This window comes from Ketobacter sp. (assembly GCF_003671495.1).
Classification (GTDB): domain Bacteria; phylum Pseudomonadota; class Gammaproteobacteria; order Pseudomonadales; family Ketobacteraceae; genus Ketobacter.
On sequence record NZ_RCHN01000023.1, the window covers coordinates 29,634 to 54,003 of the forward strand.

Sequence of the window (24,370 nt, forward strand, 5' to 3'; positions counted from 1 at the left end):
TGATGGCGGAGTCTGTTCAGTATAGGAAACGTTGGTGAGACAGCGACCCGGGTTGCGGGTCGCTGGCGGGAGGGGTGAGAGGCCCGGCTGTTGCGTCAGGCGGATTCCATCTTGTAGTCCGCTTCATTGGTGCGGTATTCCGCCCGGCCGGCAATGTTGAGCTGGTTTTCCACTTCACGGGTGGCAAAGCGGTCCACCCACTCCCGGCCACCGGGCACTTTCTTCAGCAGGCTGAGGGCGCCCACGCCCAGGCCAATGGGGGCAAACATGGCTGCGAACGCCAGCAGGTCGGTTTTTTCCTCGTGGACGCCCATGGTGTCGGCGGTTTTGCGGCCCACCATGCGGTTGTACATCCAGCGGCTGGCCTTTTGATCCAGGCGGTGCACCACCCGATCGTACCAGTGGCCCCCCCGGCGCTGATAGGCCTCCATGGTGGCCGCATTCAGGTCCCGGCCGCGCTCGTCGAACTTGTGCCGCAGGGTGGCCTGGCACATGTTCCAGGTTTCCACGATCTGCTTGGGGTCGTTGCTCAGGAACTGATCGTGCATGCCCAGCAGATAGGCCAGGTAGCGGGCCTGTTCCACGGCACAGGCTTCGGCCGCGCTGAACTTGCCACCGTTTTTTAACGCTTTCTTGGCCATCATGAAGTTGAAACCCAGGGCGGCGCCCATCTGGTCCACCTGGGGAATGGGGGTGCCGTACACGCTGTAATCCCACACCTGGGGCCGTTTCAGCAGGCTGGTGCGAACCATGGCATGCATCACCCTAACCTTGACCGCCGACTGGTAGGCCTCACCACCGCGCCGCAGGGCACCCGGCAAGGTGGCCAGCTTGAAGGTGCTGGTGGTTTCACGCATGCGTTTGGCGGCGGAATCGCTGGTGAGGGCGCCGGTGATCACCATGGGCAGGCCCTGGTAACCGTTCACATAGGTCATCATGAAGGCCACCCGCATGATGGCCTCCCCACCCAGGGCAGTAAACAGCCGGTTGTTCTCGCAGGCTTTCTCGATTTTGGTCCAGTCCACCCATTCCGGCACCGTTTCCACGGCGGTCATCAGATCCACCAGTTCCTTGGGCGCTTCCGGCACCTTGGCGATGCCCTCTTCCGCTGCCTTGTCCAGCATGGCCCGGGCCTTCTTGTACCCCAGCTCCGGAATGATGGCGGCAAACGCATCCGCCAGGGGGTCACCCATCAGGGTCAGCTGGCGGAAAAATTCCACTTTATCGGAATCTTCCAGCAAAGCCTGGATACGTGGATTATCTTTAACGATGCTGTTTTCGCCCAGCTCGGTGCGAAAGCGTTCCGGGGTGATGTCCAGATCAACATCACCGTACACGGCAGGAGCGATGGATTTTTGCAGCTTACTGACGTCTCGTGTACTGTAAGTCACTGTTTTCTCCGCAGGGAAGTGGAATGGGAGCTGGAAAGTTCTCTTATATTGCGCAAAAGAGTGCCCCAGGAATTTGCCCTAGTGTAGTCAGAGTGGCGGGAAAACAGTATGACCGTTTGGTCAACGGGATCGATGTTTTTGGTCAGTATGGAAGCAAGACAGGGACAGATTCATGACATACCGCCTGATCGGGATGACGGCATCCGTAGCGACCCAGCGTGTACTCTGGGCCTTGGATTATACCGAAGTTCCCTACACGTTCGAAGATTATATCCCCATGATCAGTACGCCCTGGCTGCGTGCCCGTACTCGCTGCTGGCGCGGGGCCATCAGTGTGCCGGTGTTGTTGGGCCCCGGCTGCTGCCTGCTGGATTCCTGGGACATTGCCCTGCAGATCAATCAGGATCAGCCCATGGCCGGCCTGATTCCCACCCCAAGCCAGGGGGAGGTGGCAGCCCTGAACCAGCTGAGCGAAGCCATCTTCAATGCGGCCCGCAGCCTGATGCTGGCGCGCGCCCTGCAGGATGACCAGGCCCTGCTCGGGGCCATTCCCGCCAAGTTCCCGGCCTGGAGCCGACGCCCTATGTTGCCGATGATGCGGAAGACCTTTCGTGACCTGCAGAACAAGTACAGTGAGCCCGGGGTTTCCCGCGAGCAGCAGCTGGAACGGCTGGCCACTGCCGTAGGCCGGGTGCGGGAACAGCTGGACGGCAAGCCCTATCTGCTGGACCGGGGGTTCAGCTACGCCGATATGACGGTCGCCGCCGCCCTTGCCATGGCCAAGCCGGTACCCCGCTCCGACAGCGCACCCATCACCGCCTATGAACGGGTCAATACCTGCGATGAAGTGGTGGCGGCGTATCCGGACGTGTTCGATTGGCGGGACGGGGTGGTGGCCCGGCATCGGTATCGCAGTTACCTGGGCAACAGCTGCTCTGGTAACCGCCTCCCGGGCAAGCAGCACGAACCATGACCCCCGCCATCCTGCTGGCCCGTAAAGCCAAAATCGTGCACCGGGTACACGAATACTCCCACGACCCGGCGAGCGAATCCTATGGACTCGAGGCAGCGGAAAAGCTGGGGGTCGAACCGCAGCGGGTGTTCAAGACCCTGGTGGTGAGCCTGGATGGCAAGAACCTGGCGGTGGCGGTGATCCCGGTGTCGGCCCTGCTCAGTATGAAAGCCGTGGCCAAAGCTGCAGGTGCCAAGAAGGCCGTCATGGCCAATCCCATGGACGTGGAGCGCAGTACCGGCTATGTGCTGGGAGGTGTGAGCCCGCTGGGGCAGAAAAAGCGCCTGCCCACCCTGGTGGACACCTCGCTGCGGGAGCTCGCCACCGTGTATGTGAGCGCCGGGCGTCGCGGGCTGGAAATTGAACTGAGCCCTCAGGATCTGATCAAACTGACTCAGGGTGTGCTGGCCGACCTGTGCCAATAGCGCTTTTTGTTTGCTCCGACCGTGGGTCTGGGGTATATGAACAGCAACGGCCGCCGCCAATACCAACCTCACGGGACACACCTCACAGGACTAACCCATGCCAGAACCCAAACGCATAGCGCTGTTAATCGATTGCGACAACGTCAGCCACAATGCCATAGAGGGCGTGCTGGATGAGCTGGCCAAGTATGGCATGGTGAACGTGCGGCACGCCCATGGTGATTGGAACAACCCTTCCCTGTCGGGCTGGATTGAGCGGCTGCATCCCCATGCCATCCGCCCCATGCAGCAGTTTGCCTATACCAAAGGCAAGAACGCCACCGACGCCGCCATGATCATCGATGCCATGGATCTTCTGTACAGCAAAAACGTGGACGCCTTCGCCCTGATGACCAGTGACAGTGATTTCACGCCGCTGGTGCTGCGGATTCTGGAAAGTGGATTACCGGTGTACGGCTTTGGCGAAAAGAAAACCCCCAAGCCCTTCGTGGACGCCTGCTCCCCCTTCATTTACACCGAGAACCTGATGCCGGACCTGACGCCGGAAGGGGAATCCAAACCCAACGCCGGGCGGCAGCGGGAGAGCAAAAACCGCAACGTGCTGAAAGGGGATACGTCATTGGTTCGCCTGCTCAGAACCGCAGTGGAGCAGACTTCAGAAGATGACGGCTGGGCGCACATGGGGCGCGTGGGCCATTACATTTCCAACAACAGTTCTTTTTCTGCCATTAATTACGGGTATAAAAAACTCGGCGACCTGATTCGGGCAACTGAACTGTTCGAAGTGGAAATGCGCAATGACGGCAAGGCCATGTACATCAAGGACGCTCGCAAGTGAAACGGTGGTGTAACCCAAACAGGATTGATCCCATGAAGCATTCAAGGCTGAGGTTTATATTGATGCCGGTGCTGGTCACGGCGCTGATGGCGTGCAGCAGCAAGGGCACCTATGAAGCCATTCAGAATGGGCAGAAGAATGATTGCCAGAAATACTACGGCGACGAATACGATAAATGTATCGAACCCTATTCCAAGCCCTATGAGGATTATGAGCGGGATCGAGACGCGTTACTGGAATAAAGTTGGAAAGGAGCGGGAGCATGGACAACATCAAAGCGATCTGTGCAGGCCAGCTCTGGCATCTGGCCGCGCTGGTGGCGTTGTTGCTGATGCTGGTGGGGTACTGTTCTTTGCGCCCGGATCTGTTGCAGGGTGCGTTGCTGGGGGTGAGCACCCAAACCTGGTTCTGGATCGCCATCGCCACGCCGGTGCTTCATCAGGTCTACGTCTGGCTCGTGTGGCGAGTGGAACTGTACACCCGGGCCTTCACCCGGCGTTTTGGCTTGCCAACCGCCTTTAAAGCCTATGCATTGGGGTTTTCGCTGTTGTTTGTGGGGCGCTTGATTACCATCATCCTGCTGGCGTCCAGCAGTGCATGCTCCCTATCCTGGCCGCCGCTCTTGGCCTATGGCCTGGCCGTGTTGATCACGCCGCCGGTGCTGTTCCTGTTCTATTCGGTGAAGCGATATTTCACTTTCGAAAGAGCCTATGGAATAGATCACTTCGATCCGCAATACCAGGAGCCCTATGTAAAACAGGGCATCTTCCAATACACCGATAACGGTATGTATGTCTTCGGGTTGATGGTGCTGTATCTGCCAGGGCTGCTGTGGTTGTCGGAGGCGGCTTTGCTGGCCGCCGCCTTCAATCATGCCTACATCTGGGTTCACTATTACTGTACCGAGCGCCCCGATATGGTGGCGATCTACGGTAAGGCCCCATAGCGGGGCCTCTGGCTTGGCTGATCAGAACTGGGTCACGCTGTAGCGGAATGTTTCACGGCGTTGTGCCTGTCGCTCTGCCGCCAGGGCTTTCAGTCCGTTGAGGGTTTTCACCGGCACTTCAGTGGACAGTTGATTGGTCAGCCAGCTGGGCAGCTCGCCACCCGGGTCGGCATGGCCGAAAGTGCGCACCAGGGTGGAGCCATCCTCCAGCGGCGTCAGTTCCCAGATCACCGTGGCCTGCTCAATGCGAATGTGTTGATCCAATGGTGCCAGGATGTCACGGGTAGCCACACCGACGGCTCTGACCGCTTGGGTGCGGGGGTCTTTTTCCCAGGTGATGCGGGCGAGGGTGTCGCGATCCTTGAGTGGGAAAGGCATCTTGCTTGCGGTGTACACCAGATCCACGTTGGGCGTCTCCTGGGCGAAACGGTAGGATTCGCCGCAACGGTAGACCCAGTCGGTACAGGTGGCCGGGTTGCGAATAATCTGTACCAGATCGTCGGTGGAGGCTTCCACCACGGTGATCGCCAGGTAGGCGCTGAAGCGGGAATCCGGCACAACGGCGGACAGGACTTTGATCCCGCCCTTCTCTTTTTTCAGTTCCCAGTCCAGGTTGTCGATTTCCAGTGCAAAGGCATGGGAGAGACAGGACAGCAGCAGGGTCAGTGCGATCAGGGGCTTTTTCATGGTGGGTTCCTCTTGGGTTCATGTCATTGGCAGCGCCTTCAGTTTGATGACGCTTCTATGAGACTGATACGAACCCGGGGGGCGCAAAGTTGCAGCAGGGCGGGGTTATGGCTTCGTGAATATTGCGCATTGTCTTGCCGGTAAAACAATGCTACATGTTCCGATAACCGGAGCTGACCTAAGGGGTGAAGGGCTGCGGTCTGCCCGAATTACACGGTGCCTGACGTGCGTGTTTCAATTCTGATGTTGATATTGATGGCCTGCCCGGCGGTGGGTGAAGATCTGTCCCAGCCCCTGGTGGAGGCGGCGATTGAGCGTACCCGGCATGCGGTGCGCTATGACGGCCAGTACCGGGTGATCCCGTATCCGAATGGTGATGTGCCGGCAGAGGTGGGAGTGTGTACGGATGTGGTGATTCGCGCCTATCGAGCCCTGGGCATTGATCTGCAGCAGCGGGTGCATGAGGATATGTCCGCCGCGTTCAGCGCCTATCCCTCAACCCGGATCTGGGGCCTGAAGACAACGGATCGAAACATTGACCACCGCCGGGTGCCGAACCTGCAGACATTCTTTGCCCGCCGGGGTAAGGCGTTGCCCATCTCGGATCAGGCGGCGGCCTATCAACCCGGTGATCTGGTGACCTGGATGCTGCCGGGCAACCTGCCTCATATCGGCATTGTCACTGATCGGGTTGATCAGGCCAGCGGTGTTCCCCTGATTGTGCATAACATCGGCGCCGGCCCCAAGTTGGAGAACATGTTGTTTGATTACCGAATTACTGGCCACTATCGTTATCTACCTGACGGATGAAACCGGATTCCATGCAGCCACAGCCCGGGAATTCACAGCCGCTATACCACTACAAAAAATCCCGGCGCTTCCTCTATATGTCAATGAACTACGGCAACCACATGGGTGACCTATCCCGCAAGGGTAAAACAGGAAAGCACAAGGCCTGGGTATCAATAAGGATTATGATGCATAACATTTCTGACATCATGTAACCCCATGATACGGGTGCGTGTTGCTGGATATCACCGGGAAAAGACCTAAACAAGGAGTGAAAATAATGAAACTGCACAATCTTCCTGTGGGGAAACGGGCTGCCTGCGCTTTGCTGGCCGCGACCCTCGCCATCAGCACCGAGGCCGCGCCCTCGATTCCGGCTGCCATCACCACCCCGGACCGGGTTGAAACCAGCATCGGCACGTTGGAGTTCAAGGATGGTGTACCATCGCCCGCCACCACTCAGAAGCTGTACGATCAAGTGGATTTCTCCTACGCTTATCGCGCTTTCATGGACAATCTGCGCGGCGTCAGCGTGCATGCTCTGCGGCAGGGCATGCACGATATGGGGGTGAAGGACGGTGAGGTACTGATTTTTTCGGAATTGATGGATGCCAATTCCCTGTTCCTGACCGCCAACTGTGACACCATTTACGCCATGGGAGCGCTGGATTTATCGCAGGGGCCCATGGTGATTGAGACACCGCCCCTGTTCCTGGGCGTGGTGCAGGATGCCTGGTTCCGCTGGGTGATTGATCTGGGCCTGCCGGGGCCGGACCGGGGGGCAGGTGGCAAGTACCTGATCGTACCTCCGGGCTACACAGGCACGCTGCCCCAGGGTGGATTCAACATTGCACACGCTGAAACCCTGTCGTCGGTCTGGTTTGGACGTTCCTATCTGAAAGACGGCAAAGATCCCAAGCCGGTGGCGGACACCATTCGTAAAACCCTGAAGATTTATCCTTATCAGCCCGGTGGCGCCGGCACCCCCATCGCCGAGTTTCTGGCGGGGCGGGCCACCCTGGGTAAGATCGAGCCCCCGAAGCCCACCGTTTTTCATGAAGGCAGCGGCAAGGTCATGAACACAGTGCCGCCCAACGATTGGCAGTTTTTTGAAGCCCTGAATGAGATCGTGCAACGGGAGCCGGCCACCTCATTGGATGCAGAGCTGATGGGGCCCATTGCTGCCCTTGGCATCAAGAAGGGGCAACCGTTCAAGCCCGACGCCCGCATGAAGAAAATCATGACCGACGCGCTGGCCGTGGCCAACGCCAGTACTCGCACGCTGTTCATGGGGCCGCGGGACCCCAGCTGGTATTTTTATCCGGATTCTTCCTGGTACAACTGGTTGTTTGAAACCGGCTATGAATTCGAAACCCCGATCCCGCGCATCACCAAGCAAGGGGTGGAACCTCACGCACCCACTGGTTATCGCACCATGGATGCCCGCTCGATGTTTTTCTATGGCGTCACCGGCATCACACCGGCCATGGCCATGCGCCTGACGGGCATCGGCTCCCAGTATCTGTTGGCGCTGACCGATGCGGACAAGAATTACTTTGATGGCGCCAGGACCTACAAGATCACCCTGCCGAAAGGCATTCCTGCAGAGAAGTTCTGGTCGTTGACCCTGTACGATACGATGACCCGTTCCATGCTGGCCACACCTCAGCGTTTCCCCCGTGCCGGCAGCCAGAGTTACCCTTCCCCGGCAGCGCAAGCCAATGCCGACGGCTCGATCACGGTGTACTTCTCACCCAAGCAACCGAAGAACGTGAAGCGTGGCAACTGGATCCAGACGGACCCGAACAAAGGCTGGTTTGTGATTCTGCGTCTGTACAGCCCGTTGCAGCCATTCTTTGATAAGAGCTGGCGCCCCAGTGAAATCGAGTTGGTGAGCCAGTAGCGCAACCTGGGTGCCCCTTTGCTGACTCTGACAGGGTCATTCCTGGACTAGTCCGGGTCAGGGAAGCGGCGCCCAAACCCTTCCAGTGGCAATTGCACCGCATTGGTCAGGTAACTGACCGTGCGGTAGTAACCGGCCAACATCAGCAGTTCCAGCATGGCATTTTCCGAATGGTCCACGCGCAGTTGCGTCCACAGGGTGGCGTCCACAGTGCAGGTGGTGTGCAAGGCGTCGCAGAGCTGGATCAGCCGTTGTTCCGGCGCGTCCCAGCAGGCATCCCCGCTGTCACCGTGGACCAGGGAATACAATTGCTCATCGCTTAACTGAACGCGGGGTGCAAAGAACGCCGCGTGCACGCCCCATTCGTATTCGGAGCCGCATCGGGCGGTGACCCGGTGAATGACGATCTCCCGTTGCCGCAGGGTCAGGTGGCCTTTGTCCAACAGCCCACCGGCAAAGAACCGGCTGAACAGACGCGGGTCCCGGGCCAGGGTGGTGAACAGGGTCAACGGTGGAACGCCCGGCGGCATGATCCGGTCCAGGGCGGCTTGGGTGTCCTCAGGAAATGGCGGTGATGCCGGTTCGATACGTGGCTGCATGGCGGGCTCCAGCGTGCTATGATTTTCATAGCAGATTAAAGGTGGTGCTATGAAAAGTAAAGCAAAAGGTTCCCAGCGCCTGGGCCCCCAGGTGGGGCAGCCGGTGCGGGGCTCCGGCAGTGGCAGGCCCATCATGGTGGTTCTGGACCTGCTGGGACGACGCAGTGCCCTGCGCCTGCTGTGGGAGTTACGGGAAGGAGCTCCCCTAACGTTTCGGGCGTTGCAGGAGGCGGCAGAGACCAATCCCAGCCTGCTCAATACCCGACTCAGGGAATTGCGTGAGGCGGGTATTGTCATACACCAGGGTGAAGGCTATACACTCTCGCCCTCCGGACTGGAGTTGCTACAGGCATTGAGCCCGCTGGCCCAGTGGGCAGAGGTCTGGGGTGAGCGGGAATTGAAAGAGCGCAGATCAAAAGGCAAACCTGAATGATAGACGTGCTGGCGATTTTCATAACATTCTTCGCGGTAATCGATCCGATTGGCACCATTCCGGTGTTCATTGCCGTGACCGACCAATACGATCCCAAAGAAAAGCGCCGCATCGCGCTGCTGGCGAGTGTATTTTCTGCGGGGATTCTGTTGTTCTTTGTGGTGGTGGGGGAGCTGATCCTGAAAGCTTTGTCCATCCCGCTGCCGGCGTTTCAGATTTCCGGTGGCATAGTCCTGTTTTTGTTCGCCTTGAATATGATTTTTGGTGACAGTAAACCCGAGGAGGAGATCAAGCTGCTGAAAAAGGATCAGCGGGAGACCGCGATTTTTCCCCTGGCGGTGCCTTCCATTGCCAGCCCGGGTGCGATGTTGGCCGCGGTGTTGCTGACCGAGAACGCTTTGTTCAGTATCTGGGAGCAGGCGCAGACGGTGTTGGTGATGTTGTCGGTGATTCTGCTGGCCTATGTGCTGATGTTGATGGCGGGCTGGATCAATAAACTGATCGGCAGCAGTGGTGCCAGCGTGGTGAGCCGTATCATGGGGTTGTTGCTGTCTTCGGTGGCCACCACCAATATACTGACCGGGTTGAGTGAATATTACGATCTGCTGAAAGGCTGATTGGGAGCTGCCAGCCGCAGCGTTACTTCCTTACAGTGAGTTTTCTTTCGGGGGTGAAGACTGCCCGACGGCTTCCACCCGATTGCGGCCGTTGGCTTTGGCCTGGTACAGCAGGTCATCCGCCATCCGCAGCAGGGCTTCGTGCTCGTCGCGCTGCAGAGGGGTTTCGCTGGCCAACCCGATGCTGACCGTGACTCGGGCGCTTTGCCCCGCGTGGCGAATCACCTGTTTTTCAAATGCGCTGCGAATTTTTTCCGCCACCGTCAGGGCGCCGTCCAGGTCGGTATTGGGCAGCACGATGACAAACTCCTCGCCGCCATAGCGTACGGCAATGTCCGGCGGGCGGCGGGTGCAGTCCTCCAGCAGTCGGCCGGCGGCGCACAGGCAATGGTCACCGAACTGATGCCCATAGGTGTCGTTCAGCTGTTTGAAGTAGTCGATGTCCAACAGCAGGATGGAAAGCGGTGCTTTGTCGCGATAGGCCCGGCGGTATTCATTGGGCAGGGCTTCGTTCAGGAAACGGCGATTGCGCAACCCGGTGAGGTCGTCCTTGGTGTTCAGGTCCCGCAGCAACTGGTTGGCCTGTTCCAGCTCCCGGGTGCGCTGGGTCACCAGGTCGTCCAGGTCCTGATTCAGTTTTATTTGCGAATCCAGCAGCTCCTGTTGTGCCAGGGCGGTTTCTTTCTGTGCCTTTTCCCGCAGGCGCCGCTCATTGTGCACCATGTCCGCCAAGCCAATGGAAAACAGAATCAATTCGAACGCGGAGCACCATTTCATCACCACCGGCGCAATGTGATAAAGCGGTATGATTTTTTGTGAGGTAAGCGCAGTGAACAGGACGCTGATGATCACTGCGCCCTGCCCCAGGCAATAGTAGACGGCCGGGCGGTAACCGGCCATCAGGCTGCGGATGGCAGCGCCGATGAGCGACAAGGCACACACCACGGTAATGCCGGCAGTGAGTTTGGCGGACAGCGGAATCGGCAGGAAGAACAGCGTGGGAATCAATGCCAGGCACAGCAACACCAAGACCTGAAACAGGCGGTGAAAATAGGGGTGGCTGCTGTGGGTTTTGAGATAGGCCATGCCAAACAGAATCACCGCAATACCTGAGGTGTAGCTGAACAGGTAAACCGGAATCTGCTGAAACGTGAGGCTTTCGGGCCACAGGCGGAAGGTGAGCCCGTTGATGCTGGTATTGAACAGCATGATGTTGAACACCATCAGCACATACAGGCCATACACCCGGGAACGAATCCCCAGCCACAGGAACAGGTTGTAAATGCCCAGGCCCACGGTGATGCCGATGTAGATGCCGTCCAGGGTGTCCAGGGTAAAGCGCTGGTCAATGAACGACTGCTCGGTCTGCAGGGTGACCGGGATGAACAGGGAACTGTTGGAGAACACGCGAATGTATATTTCGCCGGTTTCCCCGGGCGTTAAAGCTAAAGGAAACACATAATTGTTCAGGTTAAAATAGCGCTGCGAAAACAGGTAGATGTCACCGGTGACCATGGTGAAAAGCTGATTCTGGCGTTGATGGAAAAACTCCACATTGTCCAGCAGGGGATAGTCCACCGTCAGGTAGAAACGGTCTTCCCGGTTGTCGGCAGTGTGGGACAGCAGGTCATTGCGCAACTTGAAGTACAGCCAATAGGTGCTGTCGTTATAGCCCAATTGCAAATGGTCTTCGTCAACGGCTTTGAAGCGGCCTGCCTGCAGGGCAGCCTTGGCATCCTCCAGGTCCATACGGTGGTCGGGGTCTTCCAACAACATGAGCTGCTTTGACAGCGTCAGGCTGCTGTGTTGATCCTTGATGCTCACAACGGAATCTGCCCGCAGGCTGGTTGCTGATGTGCATACAGCGACCACCAGCAGCAGGCTGAACAATGTGTGGAGCGACAGCGCTCGCGCAAGAAAACGATGCATGTATCGGTGATTCGCAGTCCAAAGGTTAGGCGAAACAGTTTTTGTTTAATGTTTCACCCAGTATAGACGAGTTTCTCTGGGCTCCGTTTTTTGAAGTTATATAAAGAGGTGAATTTATGTCGAGCGGTAATTACGTAATGGATATGTGGCAGAAACTGTCGCCGCTACCGGGGGGTAAGTTTCTGCTGTCACAGGTGATTTCCCGTAAAGCCCCCTACTTCAAAACCGTGAGTGCCACCATTGAGGAGCTGCGCCCCAATTACGCCCGGGTGAGCATGAAGAAGCGCCGTGCAGTGCAGAATCACATCGGCACCGTGCACGTGATTGCTATCTGCAACCTGCTGGAAATGGCCATGGGGGTGTGCGCCGAAGCCTCCGTTCCCAAACACCTGCGCTGGATTCCCAAGGGTATGTCGGTGGATTACACCGCCAAGGCCGGTTCGGATATCACCGGGGTGGCAGAGATCAATCCGGAGGACTGGAAGCCTGGCGATCTTGAGGTCAAAGTCACCGCCAGCGACAGCAGCGGCACCCCGGTTGTGGTGGGCGTCATCAAGTTGTGGATCAGCGAGAAGAGATAACCCCTAACGGGGTTAAGGTGTAATTGCGGCGCAGTCCACATTTTGTTGGACGACCGGGGCAGGAATCTTCGGAATAGCGGCTATAGTGATACTATGTCGTTATTAAACAACCGGCTACAGAGCCTGCTCAGCCTGAAAGGCCTGCTGCTGATCAGCGGAATTCTGTTGTTATCCGGAGTCATCAGGCCCGATTCGGCGCTGCTGCTGGAACGCTGGTATTACCAGTTGGGACAGCGTCTGTCCGCCCCCGCCAACCTGCCTGCCGATATTGCCCTCATCGAACTGGACGCGGAATCCGTGCTGCAATTGCAGCGCGACCCCGGTCAGTCTGATCTGTTGCCCTTGCTGTTACAGCCGGGCCCCCTGGTGGGCATGGTGCTGGATCATCCGTTGCGGGAGCAAAATGTGGCCGCGGAACGCCTGCTGAACTGGCTGGAAAAATCCGCCACCGCGCCAGAAGCGGTGCAGGCCTGGCAGGAACAGAACCGCCGCTTCCAACATTTGCAGCAACGACTGCAGCGCGGTGACATCCTGTTGGGGCTTACCGCGGCCGGTGTTTCTGCCTTTCCGGAACAGGCCTATCCGCTGGTGCTGCAGGACAGCCTGCCCTGGGAGGCCGTAGGCTGGATTCCGGAGGCCATGCTGGGCCGGCTGCGGTCCTGGCTGGATGGGCGTAATCAGTTACAGGCCGCCACCTGGCCGGTGGACCCCCGCCTGCAGGGCCCGGCCTATCGGGCAGTGGACAGGGCGCTCGCCGATGGCCCCCGCCAATTGATCTGGGAACAGGAATCCCAGCTGCACCCGGGCTTGGCATTGGCCCTGTATACGCGGCAACTGGCCCGCACCCTGGAAATCCAGGATGAACCCACAGTGCGGTTCAACAAGGCGTACGCCATTGAGATGGCGCACATTGCCCAACCCATCAGCCGCAGTGGCACCGCCTGGATTCCCGCCAGCGTCCACCCGCTCAAACACTACAGCCAGGCCCAGGCCCTGGCCCGCCCGCCCGCGGAGTCGGTGTGGATCATGGCCACCGACGTAAGCCTGGGGGAATCCATTGCGTCCACCCTGCTGGCCCTGCAAAACCAGCAGACCCTGGTGCGACCTTCCTGGGGGCACTGGCTCAGTGCCGGACTGGTGCTGGTGGGCCTGCTTTACCTGATGTGGATTCAACCCCTGTTCCGCCCCGCCATGGCCATCATGACCGCGGCTGTGATCCTGCTGACCCTGAGCGTGATTCAGGTGGCCTGGCAATTGAGCTACCAGCAGATTCTGCCGTTGCCCCTGGTGATGGCCTGGTTTACCGTCGGTAGCGTTCTGATGCTGGTGTGGCGCTTCCGGCAGCGCCAGTGGACCCAACTGCAGTGGGAGAACCACAACATCAGTTATCAGCTGGGCCAGCAGTGGTATCAGCAAGGCCGGCTGGAGGAAGCCCTGGCCGCGCTGCGCCCCTGCCAATCCACGGAAGCGGTGTTGACCCTGCTCTATGACATTGGTGTGCAACAGGAACGCAAGCGCCAGTATCAGGAAGCGGCCCGCACCTACGGCGTACTGGTGGCGCGCAAACCCAAATTCAAAGACGCCCGCAAGCGCGCGGACGCCCTGCAGCAACTGTCGGAACCGGTGCAGGTCACCACCGACTTTGCCGCCACCCACAGCCTGGTGATGCCCTCCCAGGATTTGAACAAACCGGTGTTGGGCCGCTATGAAATCGAGCGTGAGCTGGGCCGCGGTGCCATGGGCGTGGTGTACCTGGGGCTGGACCCGAAAATCGCCCGCCGGGTGGCCATCAAAACCCTCAGCTATCGGGAATTTGATACGGCGCAATTGAACGTGATCAAGGAGCGTTTTTTCCGTGAGGCGGAAGCCGCGGGACGCCTCAATCACCCCAACATCGTGACCGTGTACGACGTGGGTGAAGAGACTGATCTGGCGTTCATTGCCATGGATTATGTGGAAGGCAAATCCCTGGATCGCTGGGTGGCGGAATCAGCGTTGCTGCCGATCCGTGAAGTCTACGAGATTGTGGCGGAAGTGGCGGAGGCGTTGGCCTATGCCCACCAGCAAAACATCGTGCACCGGGACATCAAGCCCGGCAACATCATGTACGACCAGAACAGCGGCCAGGTGAAAGTGGCGGACTTTGGCATCGCCCGCATCGTGGATGATTCCAAAACCAAAACCGGGGACATGCTGGGCAGTCCGGTGTACATGTCGCCGGAGCAATTGAAAGGGGCCAAGGTCACCGGTGCCAGCGACGTCTACAGTCTGGGGGTTACGCTCTATCAGTTGCTCACCGGCGCCCTGCCCTTCAACGGTGACAGCATTGCCAATCTGGCATATCAGATCCTGAATAAAAAATACATCAGCGTGCGGGAGTTGCGACCGGAATTGTCCGCCGGGGTGGTGCGGGTGGTGAATAAAGCCCTGCAGAAAGAACCGTCCAAGCGTTATGAATCGGCGGCGGATATGGCCAGCGCCCTGCGTGGGTTGCTCACCCGAGAGTTTGGCCGCAGTGACAGCAGGAAGGCCAGCTGATGGATATTTTCGGGGTGACCGACATCGGCTGTGTGCGTAAACAGAACGAGGACTGCATTCATTGGCAGGCGTTACCCCGGGATCGTGGTTACCTGGCGGTGCTGGCGGACGGCATGGGCGGTTACGGCGGCGGGGCCCTGGCCAGCAAGTTGGCGGTGGAATACTTTACCAAGTGCCTGCTGTCCACCTTGGAATTCCAACAGGATTTCAGTAATGACAGCATGCTGCAGATGATGGAAGAGGCCGGTGCCCTGGCCAACAACGCCATCCGCCAGGAACGCAATGCCCACCCGGACTTTCAGAAAATGGGCACCACGCTCATTGCCATGCTGGTGCTGGACGGGCACTACTGGCTGATGCACGTGGGCGACTCCCGTTGTTATTGCTGCGGGCAGGATGGCTTGCAGGCCCTGACCCGGGATCACAGCCTGGTGCAGGAACTGGTGGACAAAGGTAGCCTGACGGAGAAAGAAGCCGAGCGGGCACCGTTCCGCAATATGCTCACCCGGGCCCTGGGGCCGGACCGGGGAGTGCAATTCAGTTTTGCCAAACATCATTTCCACCCCGGTGAATCCTGGCTGCTGTGTTCCGACGGTCTTTACAACACCTTGGACCCCAAGCTGATTGATCACTGGATGCAGGCCGGCTTATCCGCCCAGGAGACCGCCGCCGCTCTGGTGCGGGAAAGTGTACGCCAAAATGCACAGGACAATGTTTCTGTGATTGTCATAAAACAAGATGCCACAAGCAGGAGTAAACACTATGGCCATATTAGCGCAACTGGTCGATGATGTGGTGGTCAGCAAGTTTGATCTGAAACCCGGCCGCCTCAGCATCGGTCGTCATCCGGATAATGATGTGATGATCGATGATATTTCGGTGAGCGGTCATCACGCCATAATTGAAGTGGTGGCAAGCAAGTACATGGAAGGTACGCTGGAATATTTCATTGTGGACAAGGGCAGTAAAAACGGCACCTTCATCAACGAGCAATCGGTGCATGAACGGGAACGGCTGGTGGACGGGGATGTGATTCGCCTGGCCTGGAACAAGTTCAAACTGATTGACGACAACGGCAACCCGTTGGCGAGCACGGCCCACGTATTGCAATAACCCACACGGACAAGATTACCGGATACGTTCATAGAACCCCTTGCTGAAACTGTGTATCATTTTTGGGTCAACCCGCATCGGGTGACCCGGGGTGCGCAGTTTCAGAAATCCTGCTGCCAGTAATGTTGAAGTCAGTTAGGCCGATCGATTGGGGAACACAACGTGTTGAAGAACGAATACAGAGCGGCGCGCTTGGCCGTCGTGTTGGGGGTGGCTCTGCTGTCGGCCGCGTGCAGTACGCAATACGGCCCGAAATCGGCCCAGGGTGGATTCATGGAAAAGCGCATGAATACCACCACCTATGCCCTTACCTTTGAAGCCGGCCAGTTTGCCAACCCCTTTGCCTCCCTGCACGAACTGGTGCCGTTGTGGAAACAGCGGGCGGCGGAACTCTGTGAAAGCGATGATTTTTTCTACGACATCGAAACCGATACCCTGACCCAGAACCATACCCTGTTCGGCACCCAGATTGCCTACGGTTATGTGTATTGCAATTCCAAGATCGTCGACACCCGGGAGCTGGAAAACGACGCCGCCTTTGCCATGTTCCAGAACATTACCGATTCCGCGTTGACCTACCGCGACATTACGCCCTGGTGGGAGCTGTTGCTGGCATCCCGCTTTGAGGATCTGGAACGTGCCCTGGCACAAACCCGGGCGGAGTATCGTCGGGGGGAAGTGGGGGAGGCGGAATTCATTCGCCTGATGAGCACTTTCGGGCGCATCAATCCGGCGGCAACCGCGGCGCTGGACGGCTGGATCGGGCAGTATCCACAATCCGCCTTTGCCTACTATGCCCGGGCCAAACATCTGTACAGTATGGCCTGGCATTACCGCGGCCACCTGAGTTGGGCGGAGGTGACGCCGCAGAACCGGATCAAATTCAAGGACACCCTGCAGCTGGCCAAAGCCGATATCCAGCAGGCCATTGCACTGGACCCGACCCAGGTGCTGTTCGCCAAATTTGAGCTGGACACGGTGCGGGTGCAAGGTCTGCCGCGCTCCGAAGTGCAGGCCGTCTATGAGCAGGCCGTAGGCCGGTTTCCGCAATCCCTCGAGATTCGGCTTCCCTATCTGTATTTTCTGGAACCGCGCTGGGGTGGCTCCAGACACCAGATGCGGCAGTTTGTGGATGACAGCGTGGCGCAGCGCGCGGAGTTCCGTGCCCTGGAGGCCGTCATACTGGCTGCAGACGGGGACGAAAAACTGATGGACAACAACTTTGAAGCCGCCATTGAGCTGTATGAACGGGCCATCGACATTGCGCCATTCCCCTACATCCATCACCAGCTGGGCCTGGCCCAGGAAAAACTGGGTTTGTTCAAGGCCGCCATCGAAAGCTATGGCATGGCGGCATCACTCTCGCCCTACTATTACCCAGCCTACGAAGGCATGACCCGCTGCTACCTGGTGCGCAATCAGGTGGTGGACGCCCTTGGCACCACGGTGACGCTGACCGCGCTCAATAATCAGAACCCGGCGTTGTATGAGTTGCAGGGGGATCTGTTCTACGGCATGCGCCGGTATCCGGACGCGCTGATCAGCTACAAAAAGGCGGCAGTGCTGACCGAGATGAACGGCAAATATCAGCACAAGGCCCGCATGGCCGAATACCAGCAGGACATCCGTGAACGGGATGAAGCCGCTGAGCAGCAGACGCGGGAAGTGGCCCTGTAAGTCCATGAGATGGGAAGTACTTGGGCTGCCGCCATCCCGAAATTGCTTTTCATTCTGCGAACCGGCTGCATTGCGAAAAACAAAACTTCATACAAAACAATGATTTAAAGTTGGCCTGTCAATTGCTAACTATCCTGGTGAAACCCTATCGGAAACCTAATCAGGATAGTGCCAGGTGTTGGAGCTCAGTAGAAAACAGTGTGTTGATGGCAAGTGGCGGTCCCGGCTGGCCATATTGGTGTGTAGCCTGTTGTGGGGTTGCACCCAGCATCATGCCATCCAGTCGCCCGCCAATCCGTCCGGCAAGCAGTACGGTACACCGGAGCAAGCCGGAGAGGTGCTGGAGCAGGCGGCACCGGCTTCCACCGTGTTTGCATCGGACCTGAACTGCCAGGCCAGCGCCACTCAATATGCGCCCCGCCATTATCGGGTGGACAGCATTCTCACCGACCTGAAGAGCACTGCCCCCACCCCGCATACCGGGTTTAACCAGGACATGGCCCTGAGCCCGGGGGACATCATCGAGCTGCAGATTGAAAATGGTGAGGGCTTCAGTGGTCGTTATGTGCTGAATCCTCGCGGTGCCATCAATCTGCCCATGGTGCGCCCGATCAATTTGCGGGGCATGGACAGCATGACCGCTGCGGACCAAATTGAACTGGCCCTGGTACGGGGTGAGATTTTCCAACCGGCGACGGCGGCGGTGCATGTGCATGTGCTGGAATGGTCGGAGATCGACGTAACCGTGCTGGGCGCGGTGTTTCAGCCCGGTCGCCAGTACATCAACAGCAAGAGCATCAACAACCACATCGTGGAGAAGATGACCGCGTTCGGAGATTACTCCAATACCCGCATGCTGTCGGAAGCGTTGCGGGCGGCGTCCGGCGTTCGCCCGGATGCGAAGATTGACCAGGTCATCCTGGTGCGCAATGGCTGGCAGGTGGAGCTGGACATGAGCGGTATTTTCACCGGCCAGAGCGTCACCGATGTGCCACTGATTGCCGGTGACCAGATTGTGGTGCCCAGTACCGGCTGCTTCCAGCGCCATCTGGTGCGCCCCAGCCAGATCACCCCGAAAGGGTTTCGGGTGTTCATGTCCAATCTGATCAAACCGGCGGAATCCAATGCCAACGCGGCGGTGGGACGCTTCAGCAGCAATCTGCCCTATGGCTCGCGCCTGTTGCAGGCTGCGGTGTCGGCCAATTGTGTGGGCGGCACCCAATGGACCAACGCCCCCCGCAAAGTGGTCCTGGCCAGCAACAACCCCCTCACCGGTCAGTACCAGGTGATCGAACGCTCGGTGGAGGAGCTGATGCGGCAGGCCCATGATGAAACCGCCAATCCCTATCTGATGCCGAACGATGCGGTGGCCTGCTACGACTCGGACATCACCAATCTGCGCGATGTGGCCCGTACGGTAATGGAAGTACTGGTGCCGGTGCGGGCGCTGTAAGGGTGTGATGGAAGGGCGTGATGATGAAGCCGGTGGAACCTCACAAGCAGTTGAAAATCCCCACGGACGCGGATCGGCGTCGGGCCCGTCGCCGTGGTTTCCTGCGCAATCCCTACGTTCTGTGGGCTGCCCTGTGCTACGGAATTGTGACCGCGGTATTGCTGGCGTACCTGCGCCAGACCCCGGTTTACAGCAGTTCCATGGCCCTGGTCCTGCCGGGTTCGGGCTCCTCCAACAGTGTCCGTCTCAACGAGGTGGGGCACGTTTCCTCCAGCACCCAGTCCCCTTATTCCAGTGCGACGTTCAACCCGCGGGTGAACTATCGGGAGATCCTGAAAAGTCGCGAAGTGTTGAATGCGGCGGCCACTGAGGTGGCGCTGCCGGTGGAGGTGTTTGGCTTGCCGCGGATCAAACTGACTGAACAAACCAGCATCCTCAGTGTTGAACTGCGGGCGCCCAGTGGCACCCTGGCCCAGGCCAAAGCGTTGGCCCTGTACGCTGCGTTTCAGGATCACCTGGATGCGCTGCGTAAAGATGAAGCCCAACGTCGGGATGAAAGCATCATGAAGGTCCTGGATCAGTACATCGAGCGGGTCAATGTCACGCGGCGGGCCCTGGTGGAGTTTCAGCAACGTTCCCTCCTGGTATCAGAAGAGCAACTGCAGCAGCATACCCGGCACCTGTCGGAGCTGCGTTCTCAGATTCACTCTGCCCAGGCGGAAGAACAGCACCTGCGTAACATGGTGGCGCAGTTGAGCTATGACCTGGGAGTGTCACCGGACCTGGCGGGGCGTGCCTTCAAGCTGCAGACCGATGCCCAGTTTGTCGGGCATCTGAAAGAGCTGGATGAGAGCGCCAAGCAGATCAGCGAGTTTTCGTCGGTGTGGGGGCGCAACCATCCCAAGGTGAAAGCCAGCGAAACCCGACTGGTGAAGGCGGAAAAAGCCGCCTACGATCGCAGTGCCACCATTCTGGGGATGGGCCATGCGCAAATGCTGCATACGGTGAACCTGAACGCCAGCCCCCAGCGTGCCAATCTGTTCAAGGATCTGATCGGCTCCTATGCCCAGGTGCAGGGTATCCATGCCCGAGTGGATGACCTGCGCCTGACTGAACAGCGGCTGCAGGATGAGCTGCGCATTCTGGCCCGGGAAGCCACTGAGCTGAAGCGCCTGCAGCGGGAGCACGATCTGGCTGAAGCGGTGTACACCTCGGCGGCGGCGGAGCTGGAAGCGGGCAAGGCGGACATCTTTGCCTCCTACCCGGTGGTGCAGTTGATGACGGCCCCCAATGATCCCATGCAGAAAACCAGCCCCAGCCTGAAAGTGGCTGCTGCCGGTGGCGTGCTGGGTTATCTCTTCATCAGTGCTGTACTGATCATCATCTGGCAGCGGGCATTCCTGCTTGCCCGCCTGCTCAACCGTTCCTGATTCGTTTCCATCCTGCAAACCGGCCTGCTTTGCAGTTTGGGAATGGGCCGGGCAACGCCTGCCAGGTAAATCGGTTTGGATATTCAAAAGATCAATGCTTTCAGGTGGTTGCGTTGCGTTGCGAGGCTTGCCCAGGGGCTGGCACGGGGTCTGCAAAAGTACTTTTACTCTTAACAGCAACTGACGAGCGTGATGCAGGCCCCATGACCACCACTGCCATTCGACATGACACCGCGATCAGCCAAAACACCGTCACCAGCACTGAGGAACGCCTCATCTGGATCGGCATCGTGTTCACCTACGGGTTCTACCTGACCGGTACCCTGTATGTGGTGGGTTCCCTGATCGGCTGGGCGTTGTTGGCCATGGTGTTGCTGCGGGCCTTTGTGGAGGGGCGCTGGCCGGAGCGTGCGGTGGTTCCGGCGACCGTCTGGGTCTGGATCATCGGTATGCTGGTGATGTTGGTGGCGCTGTGGGTGGCCCATCACGATTACAACATGGGCAGCGGCCAGACCATCAAATCCAGCATTGGCTGGGCCAAGGGCTGGGCATTGTTGGCGTTGTTTCCCTTGCTGGGGGCGGTCATCCACTTCAAGCCCGCGGTTCTGGTTCGCGCCTGTTGCGTGCTGGCAGCGCAGGCCATCGTCTTTGTGCCGCTGGGGCTGGCGGGATTCATGGTGGGCCTGGATGGCCCCCTGTACCTGTCGCCATTGAAAGCCATCGGCGGTCCCATCAGTACCTTTGAAGTGAACCTGTTCGGGATGAACCCGGAGTCCGGCCGTCCGCGTTGGCCCTTCTTTGCTCCCTGGGCGCCCGCCGCCGGTCTGATGGCCTGCATCTATCTGGTGATCTGTTCCCAGGAGCGCAATCGTTTCTGGCGTAACGCCGGTGTTGTGGGGGCGTTGTTCATGTGCCTGTTCTGTCAGTCCCGCGCCGGTTGGGCCATCTTCGTCATGCTGATCCCCGCATTGATTGTGTTTCGTCGTCTGCCCTTGCCGATGGCGTTGTTGATGCTGGGTACCCTGGCCTGCGTGGTGCTGCTGCTGGGTCAGCCCATTTATGAAGGCGTCATGGATTTATACCAGCAGGCCAAGGACAGCCGCCCCGGTTCCACCCGGGTGCGGGCCGCGCTGGCGAACCTGGCGCTGCAACGCTGGCAGGCAGAGGCGCCAATCTGGGGTCACGGGGTGATTGAAACCGGGCCCAAGATGGTGGAGTTCATGCCCATCGGCAGTCATCACAGTTGGTATGGGCTGTTGTTTGTGAAAGGCCTGGTGGGGTTGTTCGCCCTGGCCATTCCCATGGCCATCACCGCGTTGTACCTGGTGCTGGTGTGCGGCGACCGCCCTGCCATCTGGGTCAGTATTCTGCTGATGACCATTCTGGTGTGTTACAGCTTTTTCGAAAACCTGGAAATCCTGGCGTATTTGCTTTGGCCCGCGTTGTTGTGGCTGGGCATGACGTTGAATCCGTTGAAAGAAGGAGAACAACCCGATGACTAAGACATTGTTGATGGGCTACTACGGCATGCAGAACAGTGGTGACGACGCGCTGTTATGCGCTACCGCCATGGGCGCCAAACAGTATCTGGGGGCGCGTGACTTTATCATTAATGCCCCGCGCGAGCTGTCCGTGCCCGCTGTGGGCCACTTTAATGCCCTGCTGGCGGAACCGCAGCGGGTGCCCGGCAGTAATCGCTTTCGTCAGTACGGCGCGGCTTATCGCAGCAACCGGGTGATCTTCGGTGGTGGTTCGGTGTTCCACAGTCGACGGGATCTGGATCTGAACCGGGATCTGTTGAGCCTGGTGGGCGGTACCGGCCATCTGGCCCTGGGAGTTGGCATTGGCCCCTTCGACAGCGTGGCGGCGGAGCGCTCCTGCGCAAAACTGCTGCAGCGTTTGAGTTTTGTGGGCGTGCGGGATGCTGCCAGTAAAGAGATCGCCGACGCCATCGCCCCCACTGCCCATGTGGAGCAGACCTTCGATCTGGCACCGTCGTTGTTGCAGCATCCACACTTTCATCTGCCTTCGCGGCGCCGCCATGGGATTGGTGTGTGCCTGTGCCCGAAAGAGCGGTTGCAAGGGGACCCAGGTACAGAGCAGGTCCGGCTCAAGCAAATTGCCCGTGCCCTGGACATGGCGCATTTTTACAGCGGCGAGCCGGTTTATTTTCAAAATTTCAATGGCCACCCGCAATGGGGTGACGCTGCAGTACACCGCGAAGTGGCCGCAATGATGGATTCGCGGGTGCCGGTGCGGTTTGTGGATTACGATCCCAACCCGTTCAACGTGCTGCAGCAGATGGCGGGTTATCGCGTCGTGCTCAGCATGCGCCTGCACGGTTCCATTTTCGCCTATATGACCGAGACCCCGGTGTTGTCCCTGAACTATCACCCGAAGTGTGAAGGATGGTGTGAACAGGCCGGCGTGCCCTCCCACCTGCGCTTTGACTGTGCCACCTTACAAGCCGACAGCCTCACCGATGAACTCTGTGAAGGCCTGGACGAAGGATTTGAACTGGCCCGCTTACCGGTGGCCCAGGCTGTGAATGCCTCTATCAAAAACTGGAGTAGTGATTATGTTGTTACGCATACCAACCATTTCCGTGGTTATTCCGCTGTATAACAAACGTGCCCACATCGAACGGGCGCTGCAATCGGTGTTCAGCCAAACCCTGAAACCCGATGAAGTGATTGTGGTGGACGACGGTTCCACCGACGGCGGCGGTGAGTGGGTATTACAGGAATACGGTAGCGGGGTACGCTATCTGCGCCAGCCCAACGGTGGTGTCTCTCGCGCCCGCAATCGGGGCATCGCCGAAGCCAGCTACGACTATGTGGCATTTCTGGACGCGGATGATCGCTGGGAACCGCATTATCTCGAGGAGATTCACCTGTTGATCCATCGCTTTCCCAAGGCCACCGCTTTCACCACCGCCTATCAGTTTGTGCTGGGCGATCAGGACTATGTGGACCCGGCTGTGCGGCGTCTGGCCTTGGGTGGCGTGCGTACTCTGCTGGACAATTTTTTTGAAGTGTGTGCCCACGGCGATTTGCCATTCCATATGTCGTCGCTGTGCATGACCAAAGCGCTGCTTAATGAAGTGGGTGGTTTCCCGGAAGGGGAGCCCATGGGTGAGGATCAGGATCTGTTCAGCAAGGCGGCCTTGCGGGGCGCCCTGGCCTACAGTCGCCGGGTCTCCTCCTTCTATCACATGGATGCGGACAACCGGGCCTGCCTGAACAACATCCCTGAGCAGGAATGTCCGTTCAGTCAGCGTTTGGTCAGCCTGGCCGAGCGGGGTGAGCTGGCGCCGGAATTGCGGGAATCCATTCTGGACTATACAGCGGGTCACCTGCTGCATTTAGCCTCTCTCAACATTCGTGCCGGTAATCTCAGCGCCGCGCGTCGCTTGCTGGAGGACGATCGCTGCCGCCGTCGCTGGAAACGTTACCTGTGGTGGCAGACCCGTTATCTGTTGGCCAGCATGCGGGAGCATCCTGCGATAGCAGCGTGAGGAATACGGTTGTCTGAACAGGCAACAGGAGAAGACCAGAACCCCGGTAGTGCACCGGGGTTTTTTATTGGTAGTTGAAAAAATCGGACAGGTGCAGATCGGCGAACAGGTCAATCCCCAGCAGGGATTTGAGCAGATAGAAGGCCAGCAAAAACAGGGGCGTTAACATACTGAGTATGATGTACATGCTGAGCAGGGCGCTGCCCATGGCGGCCTGGCGTCGACGTCGCTCTTCCTGGTTGCGGGTTTGCGAGCGCTTGTCTCGCCCCATCAGCAACACAAAATAAATGCGGACAAAATAAAACGGGAAGGTGCCACGGAGATCGATCGGGTGTTTCTGGTAAGGGCGACTGGCGCGAATCGCGTTCTCGATGGCAGTCACCTGGCGGGGGGTGAAGGTGGAACGAACGGCCGGATCGATCTGCTGGTAAACGTGGTGGGTGAAGGCGTCGGTATGCTGGTCGATATTGATGCTCATTGGGGTGACCTTGG

Annotated in this window: 24 protein-coding genes; 19 read left to right on the forward strand and 5 right to left on the reverse strand. The window is 58.6% G+C overall.

Annotated elements, in window-relative coordinates:
- Window positions 1–95: 95 nt before the first annotated feature.
- On the reverse strand, window positions 96–1,391 hold the full coding sequence (locus D9N14_RS12070; protein WP_290579962.1) for an oxygenase MpaB family protein: 1,296 nt from the start codon (window positions 1,389–1,391) through the stop codon (window positions 96–98).
- A 172-nt stretch (window positions 1,392–1,563) separates the two neighbouring features.
- On the opposite strand from D9N14_RS12070, the gene D9N14_RS12075 reads away from it, so the two are divergent.
- From D9N14_RS12075 to D9N14_RS12095, 5 genes are all read left to right on the forward strand, one after another.
- On the forward strand, window positions 1,564–2,364 hold the full coding sequence (locus D9N14_RS12075) for a glutathione S-transferase family protein (RefSeq protein WP_290579965.1): 801 nt from the start codon (window positions 1,564–1,566) through the stop codon (window positions 2,362–2,364).
- Window positions 2,361–2,828: a Cys-tRNA(Pro) deacylase gene (gene ybaK, locus D9N14_RS12080; RefSeq protein ID WP_290579967.1), complete on the forward strand. Its 468-nt coding sequence runs from the start codon at window positions 2,361–2,363 to the stop codon at window positions 2,826–2,828. Before D9N14_RS12075 ends, ybaK begins: the two co-directional genes overlap by 4 nt.
- A 97-nt stretch (window positions 2,829–2,925) precedes the next feature.
- Complete coding sequence (locus D9N14_RS12085) at window positions 2,926–3,666, forward strand: NYN domain-containing protein (protein WP_290579969.1); 741 nt, start codon at window positions 2,926–2,928, stop codon at window positions 3,664–3,666.
- A gap of 32 nt (window positions 3,667–3,698) precedes the next feature.
- On the forward strand, window positions 3,699–3,908 hold the full coding sequence (locus D9N14_RS12090) for a hypothetical protein (protein WP_290579971.1): 210 nt from the start codon (window positions 3,699–3,701) through the stop codon (window positions 3,906–3,908).
- A gap of 20 nt (window positions 3,909–3,928) precedes the next feature.
- Window positions 3,929–4,612, forward strand: coding sequence for a methyltransferase (locus tag D9N14_RS12095; protein ID WP_290579973.1), 684 nt, complete (start codon window positions 3,929–3,931; stop codon window positions 4,610–4,612).
- 21 nt (window positions 4,613–4,633) lie between these two features.
- Here D9N14_RS12095 and D9N14_RS12100 read toward each other — a convergent pair whose 3' ends face one another.
- Complete coding sequence (locus tag D9N14_RS12100) at window positions 4,634–5,299, reverse strand: START domain-containing protein (protein ID WP_290579975.1); 666 nt, start codon at window positions 5,297–5,299, stop codon at window positions 4,634–4,636.
- Window positions 5,300–5,542: 243 nt separating this feature from the next.
- Here D9N14_RS12100 and D9N14_RS12105 point away from each other — a divergent pair, with 243 nt between their 5' ends.
- Together D9N14_RS12105 and D9N14_RS12110 are read left to right on the forward strand one after the other, a co-directional pair.
- Window positions 5,543–6,109: a DUF1287 domain-containing protein gene (locus D9N14_RS12105; RefSeq protein WP_411267940.1), complete on the forward strand. Its 567-nt coding sequence runs from the start codon at window positions 5,543–5,545 to the stop codon at window positions 6,107–6,109.
- A 259-nt stretch (window positions 6,110–6,368) separates the two neighbouring features.
- Complete coding sequence (locus tag D9N14_RS12110) at window positions 6,369–7,991, forward strand: DUF1254 domain-containing protein (protein WP_290579980.1); 1,623 nt, start codon at window positions 6,369–6,371, stop codon at window positions 7,989–7,991.
- A gap of 47 nt (window positions 7,992–8,038) precedes the next feature.
- Here D9N14_RS12110 and D9N14_RS12115 read toward each other — a convergent pair whose 3' ends face one another.
- On the reverse strand, window positions 8,039–8,590 hold the full coding sequence (locus D9N14_RS12115; protein WP_290579982.1) for a carboxymuconolactone decarboxylase family protein: 552 nt from the start codon (window positions 8,588–8,590) through the stop codon (window positions 8,039–8,041).
- Window positions 8,591–8,639: 49 nt separating this feature from the next.
- On the opposite strand from D9N14_RS12115, the gene D9N14_RS12120 reads away from it, so the two are divergent.
- Both D9N14_RS12120 and D9N14_RS12125 read left to right on the forward strand, forming a co-directional pair.
- Window positions 8,640–9,023, forward strand: coding sequence for a winged helix-turn-helix transcriptional regulator (locus D9N14_RS12120; protein WP_290579984.1), 384 nt, complete (start codon window positions 8,640–8,642; stop codon window positions 9,021–9,023).
- Window positions 9,020–9,640: a MarC family protein gene (locus tag D9N14_RS12125; protein WP_290579986.1), complete on the forward strand. Its 621-nt coding sequence runs from the start codon at window positions 9,020–9,022 to the stop codon at window positions 9,638–9,640. Before D9N14_RS12120 ends, D9N14_RS12125 begins: the two co-directional genes overlap by 4 nt.
- A 30-nt stretch (window positions 9,641–9,670) precedes the next feature.
- Here the strand turns inward: D9N14_RS12125 and D9N14_RS12130 are convergent, their stop codons facing one another.
- Window positions 9,671–11,464 (reverse strand): diguanylate cyclase, encoded by a 1,794-nt coding sequence (locus D9N14_RS12130; protein WP_290579988.1) that lies wholly within the window; start codon window positions 11,462–11,464, stop codon window positions 9,671–9,673.
- Window positions 11,465–11,685: 221 nt separating this feature from the next.
- Here D9N14_RS12130 and D9N14_RS12135 point away from each other — a divergent pair, with 221 nt between their 5' ends.
- The 10 genes from D9N14_RS12135 to D9N14_RS12180 all read left to right on the forward strand — a co-directional run bounded on the left by D9N14_RS12135 (window position 11,686) and on the right by D9N14_RS12180 (window position 23,878).
- Window positions 11,686–12,150, forward strand: a complete 465-nt coding sequence (locus tag D9N14_RS12135) for a hotdog fold domain-containing protein (RefSeq protein ID WP_290579990.1) — start codon at window positions 11,686–11,688, stop codon at window positions 12,148–12,150.
- Window positions 12,151–12,243: 93 nt separating this feature from the next.
- The gene (locus tag D9N14_RS12140; protein ID WP_290579992.1) at window positions 12,244–14,688 is read left to right on the forward strand and encodes a serine/threonine-protein kinase; all 2,445 of its coding nucleotides are present in this window, start codon (window positions 12,244–12,246) and stop codon (window positions 14,686–14,688) included.
- Entirely contained in the window at window positions 14,688–15,479 is a 792-nt protein-coding gene (locus tag D9N14_RS12145; RefSeq protein WP_290579994.1) for a PP2C family protein-serine/threonine phosphatase, read from the forward strand. Before D9N14_RS12140 ends, D9N14_RS12145 begins: the two co-directional genes overlap by 1 nt.
- Window positions 15,451–15,801 carry an FHA domain-containing protein gene (locus D9N14_RS12150; protein WP_290579996.1) on the forward strand — a complete coding sequence of 117 codons (351 nt, stop codon included), beginning with the start codon at window positions 15,451–15,453 and terminating at the stop codon, window positions 15,799–15,801. The genes D9N14_RS12145 and D9N14_RS12150 overlap by 29 nt, the downstream gene beginning before the upstream one ends.
- Window positions 15,802–15,963: 162 nt before the next feature.
- Complete coding sequence (locus D9N14_RS12155; RefSeq protein WP_290579998.1) at window positions 15,964–17,478, forward strand: DUF4034 domain-containing protein; 1,515 nt, start codon at window positions 15,964–15,966, stop codon at window positions 17,476–17,478.
- Between the two features lie 175 nt (window positions 17,479–17,653).
- On the forward strand, window positions 17,654–18,931 hold the full coding sequence (locus tag D9N14_RS12160) for a polysaccharide biosynthesis/export family protein (RefSeq protein WP_290580000.1): 1,278 nt from the start codon (window positions 17,654–17,656) through the stop codon (window positions 18,929–18,931).
- A gap of 20 nt (window positions 18,932–18,951) precedes the next feature.
- Window positions 18,952–20,361 carry a GumC family protein gene (locus tag D9N14_RS12165; protein ID WP_290580002.1) on the forward strand — a complete coding sequence of 470 codons (1,410 nt, stop codon included), beginning with the start codon at window positions 18,952–18,954 and terminating at the stop codon, window positions 20,359–20,361.
- A 203-nt stretch (window positions 20,362–20,564) separates the two neighbouring features.
- Window positions 20,565–21,863 (forward strand): O-antigen ligase family protein, encoded by a 1,299-nt coding sequence (locus D9N14_RS12170; RefSeq protein ID WP_290580004.1) that lies wholly within the window; start codon window positions 20,565–20,567, stop codon window positions 21,861–21,863.
- Window positions 21,856–22,986: a polysaccharide pyruvyl transferase family protein gene (locus D9N14_RS12175; protein ID WP_290580006.1), complete on the forward strand. Its 1,131-nt coding sequence runs from the start codon at window positions 21,856–21,858 to the stop codon at window positions 22,984–22,986. Before D9N14_RS12170 ends, D9N14_RS12175 begins: the two co-directional genes overlap by 8 nt.
- On the forward strand, window positions 22,940–23,878 hold the full coding sequence (locus D9N14_RS12180) for a glycosyltransferase family 2 protein (RefSeq protein WP_290580008.1): 939 nt from the start codon (window positions 22,940–22,942) through the stop codon (window positions 23,876–23,878). The genes D9N14_RS12175 and D9N14_RS12180 overlap by 47 nt, the downstream gene beginning before the upstream one ends.
- Before the next feature lie 64 nt (window positions 23,879–23,942).
- On the opposite strand, the gene D9N14_RS12185 is transcribed toward D9N14_RS12180, so the two are convergent.
- Entirely contained in the window at window positions 23,943–24,356 is a 414-nt protein-coding gene (locus tag D9N14_RS12185) for a hypothetical protein (RefSeq protein ID WP_290580010.1), read from the reverse strand.
- Between the last annotated feature and the right edge of the window lie 14 nt (window positions 24,357–24,370).

What these genes read in the sequence shown, in the direction of transcription:
- D9N14_RS12075 (WP_290579965.1), top strand. Translation starts at nt 1,564, where the DNA reads ATGACATACCGCCTGATCGGGATGACGGCATCCGTAGCGACCCAGCGT.
- ybaK (WP_290579967.1), top strand. Translation starts at nt 2,361, where the DNA reads ATGACCCCCGCCATCCTGCTGGCCCGTAAAGCCAAAATCGTGCACCGG.
- D9N14_RS12085 (WP_290579969.1), top strand. Translation starts at nt 2,926, where the DNA reads ATGCCAGAACCCAAACGCATAGCGCTGTTAATCGATTGCGACAACGTC.
- D9N14_RS12090 (WP_290579971.1), top strand. Translation starts at nt 3,699, where the DNA reads ATGAAGCATTCAAGGCTGAGGTTTATATTGATGCCGGTGCTGGTCACG.
- D9N14_RS12095 (WP_290579973.1), top strand. Translation starts at nt 3,929, where the DNA reads ATGGACAACATCAAAGCGATCTGTGCAGGCCAGCTCTGGCATCTGGCC.
- D9N14_RS12100 (WP_290579975.1), bottom strand. Translation starts at nt 5,299, where the DNA reads ATGAAAAAGCCCCTGATCGCACTGACCCTGCTGCTGTCCTGTCTCTCC.
- D9N14_RS12105 (WP_411267940.1), top strand. Translation starts at nt 5,543, where the DNA reads ATGTTGATATTGATGGCCTGCCCGGCGGTGGGTGAAGATCTGTCCCAG.
- D9N14_RS12110 (WP_290579980.1), top strand. Translation starts at nt 6,369, where the DNA reads ATGAAACTGCACAATCTTCCTGTGGGGAAACGGGCTGCCTGCGCTTTG.
- D9N14_RS12115 (WP_290579982.1), bottom strand. Translation starts at nt 8,590, where the DNA reads ATGCAGCCACGTATCGAACCGGCATCACCGCCATTTCCTGAGGACACC.
- D9N14_RS12120 (WP_290579984.1), top strand. Translation starts at nt 8,640, where the DNA reads ATGAAAAGTAAAGCAAAAGGTTCCCAGCGCCTGGGCCCCCAGGTGGGG.
- D9N14_RS12125 (WP_290579986.1), top strand. Translation starts at nt 9,020, where the DNA reads ATGATAGACGTGCTGGCGATTTTCATAACATTCTTCGCGGTAATCGAT.
- D9N14_RS12135 (WP_290579990.1), top strand. Translation starts at nt 11,686, where the DNA reads ATGTCGAGCGGTAATTACGTAATGGATATGTGGCAGAAACTGTCGCCG.
- D9N14_RS12140 (WP_290579992.1), top strand. Translation starts at nt 12,244, where the DNA reads ATGTCGTTATTAAACAACCGGCTACAGAGCCTGCTCAGCCTGAAAGGC.
- D9N14_RS12145 (WP_290579994.1), top strand. Translation starts at nt 14,688, where the DNA reads ATGGATATTTTCGGGGTGACCGACATCGGCTGTGTGCGTAAACAGAAC.
- D9N14_RS12150 (WP_290579996.1), top strand. Translation starts at nt 15,451, where the DNA reads ATGGCCATATTAGCGCAACTGGTCGATGATGTGGTGGTCAGCAAGTTT.
- D9N14_RS12165 (WP_290580002.1), top strand. Translation starts at nt 18,952, where the DNA reads ATGATGAAGCCGGTGGAACCTCACAAGCAGTTGAAAATCCCCACGGAC.
- D9N14_RS12170 (WP_290580004.1), top strand. Translation starts at nt 20,565, where the DNA reads ATGACCACCACTGCCATTCGACATGACACCGCGATCAGCCAAAACACC.
- D9N14_RS12175 (WP_290580006.1), top strand. Translation starts at nt 21,856, where the DNA reads ATGACTAAGACATTGTTGATGGGCTACTACGGCATGCAGAACAGTGGT.
- D9N14_RS12180 (WP_290580008.1), top strand. Translation starts at nt 22,940, where the DNA reads ATGTTGTTACGCATACCAACCATTTCCGTGGTTATTCCGCTGTATAAC.
- D9N14_RS12185 (WP_290580010.1), bottom strand. Translation starts at nt 24,356, where the DNA reads ATGAGCATCAATATCGACCAGCATACCGACGCCTTCACCCACCACGTT.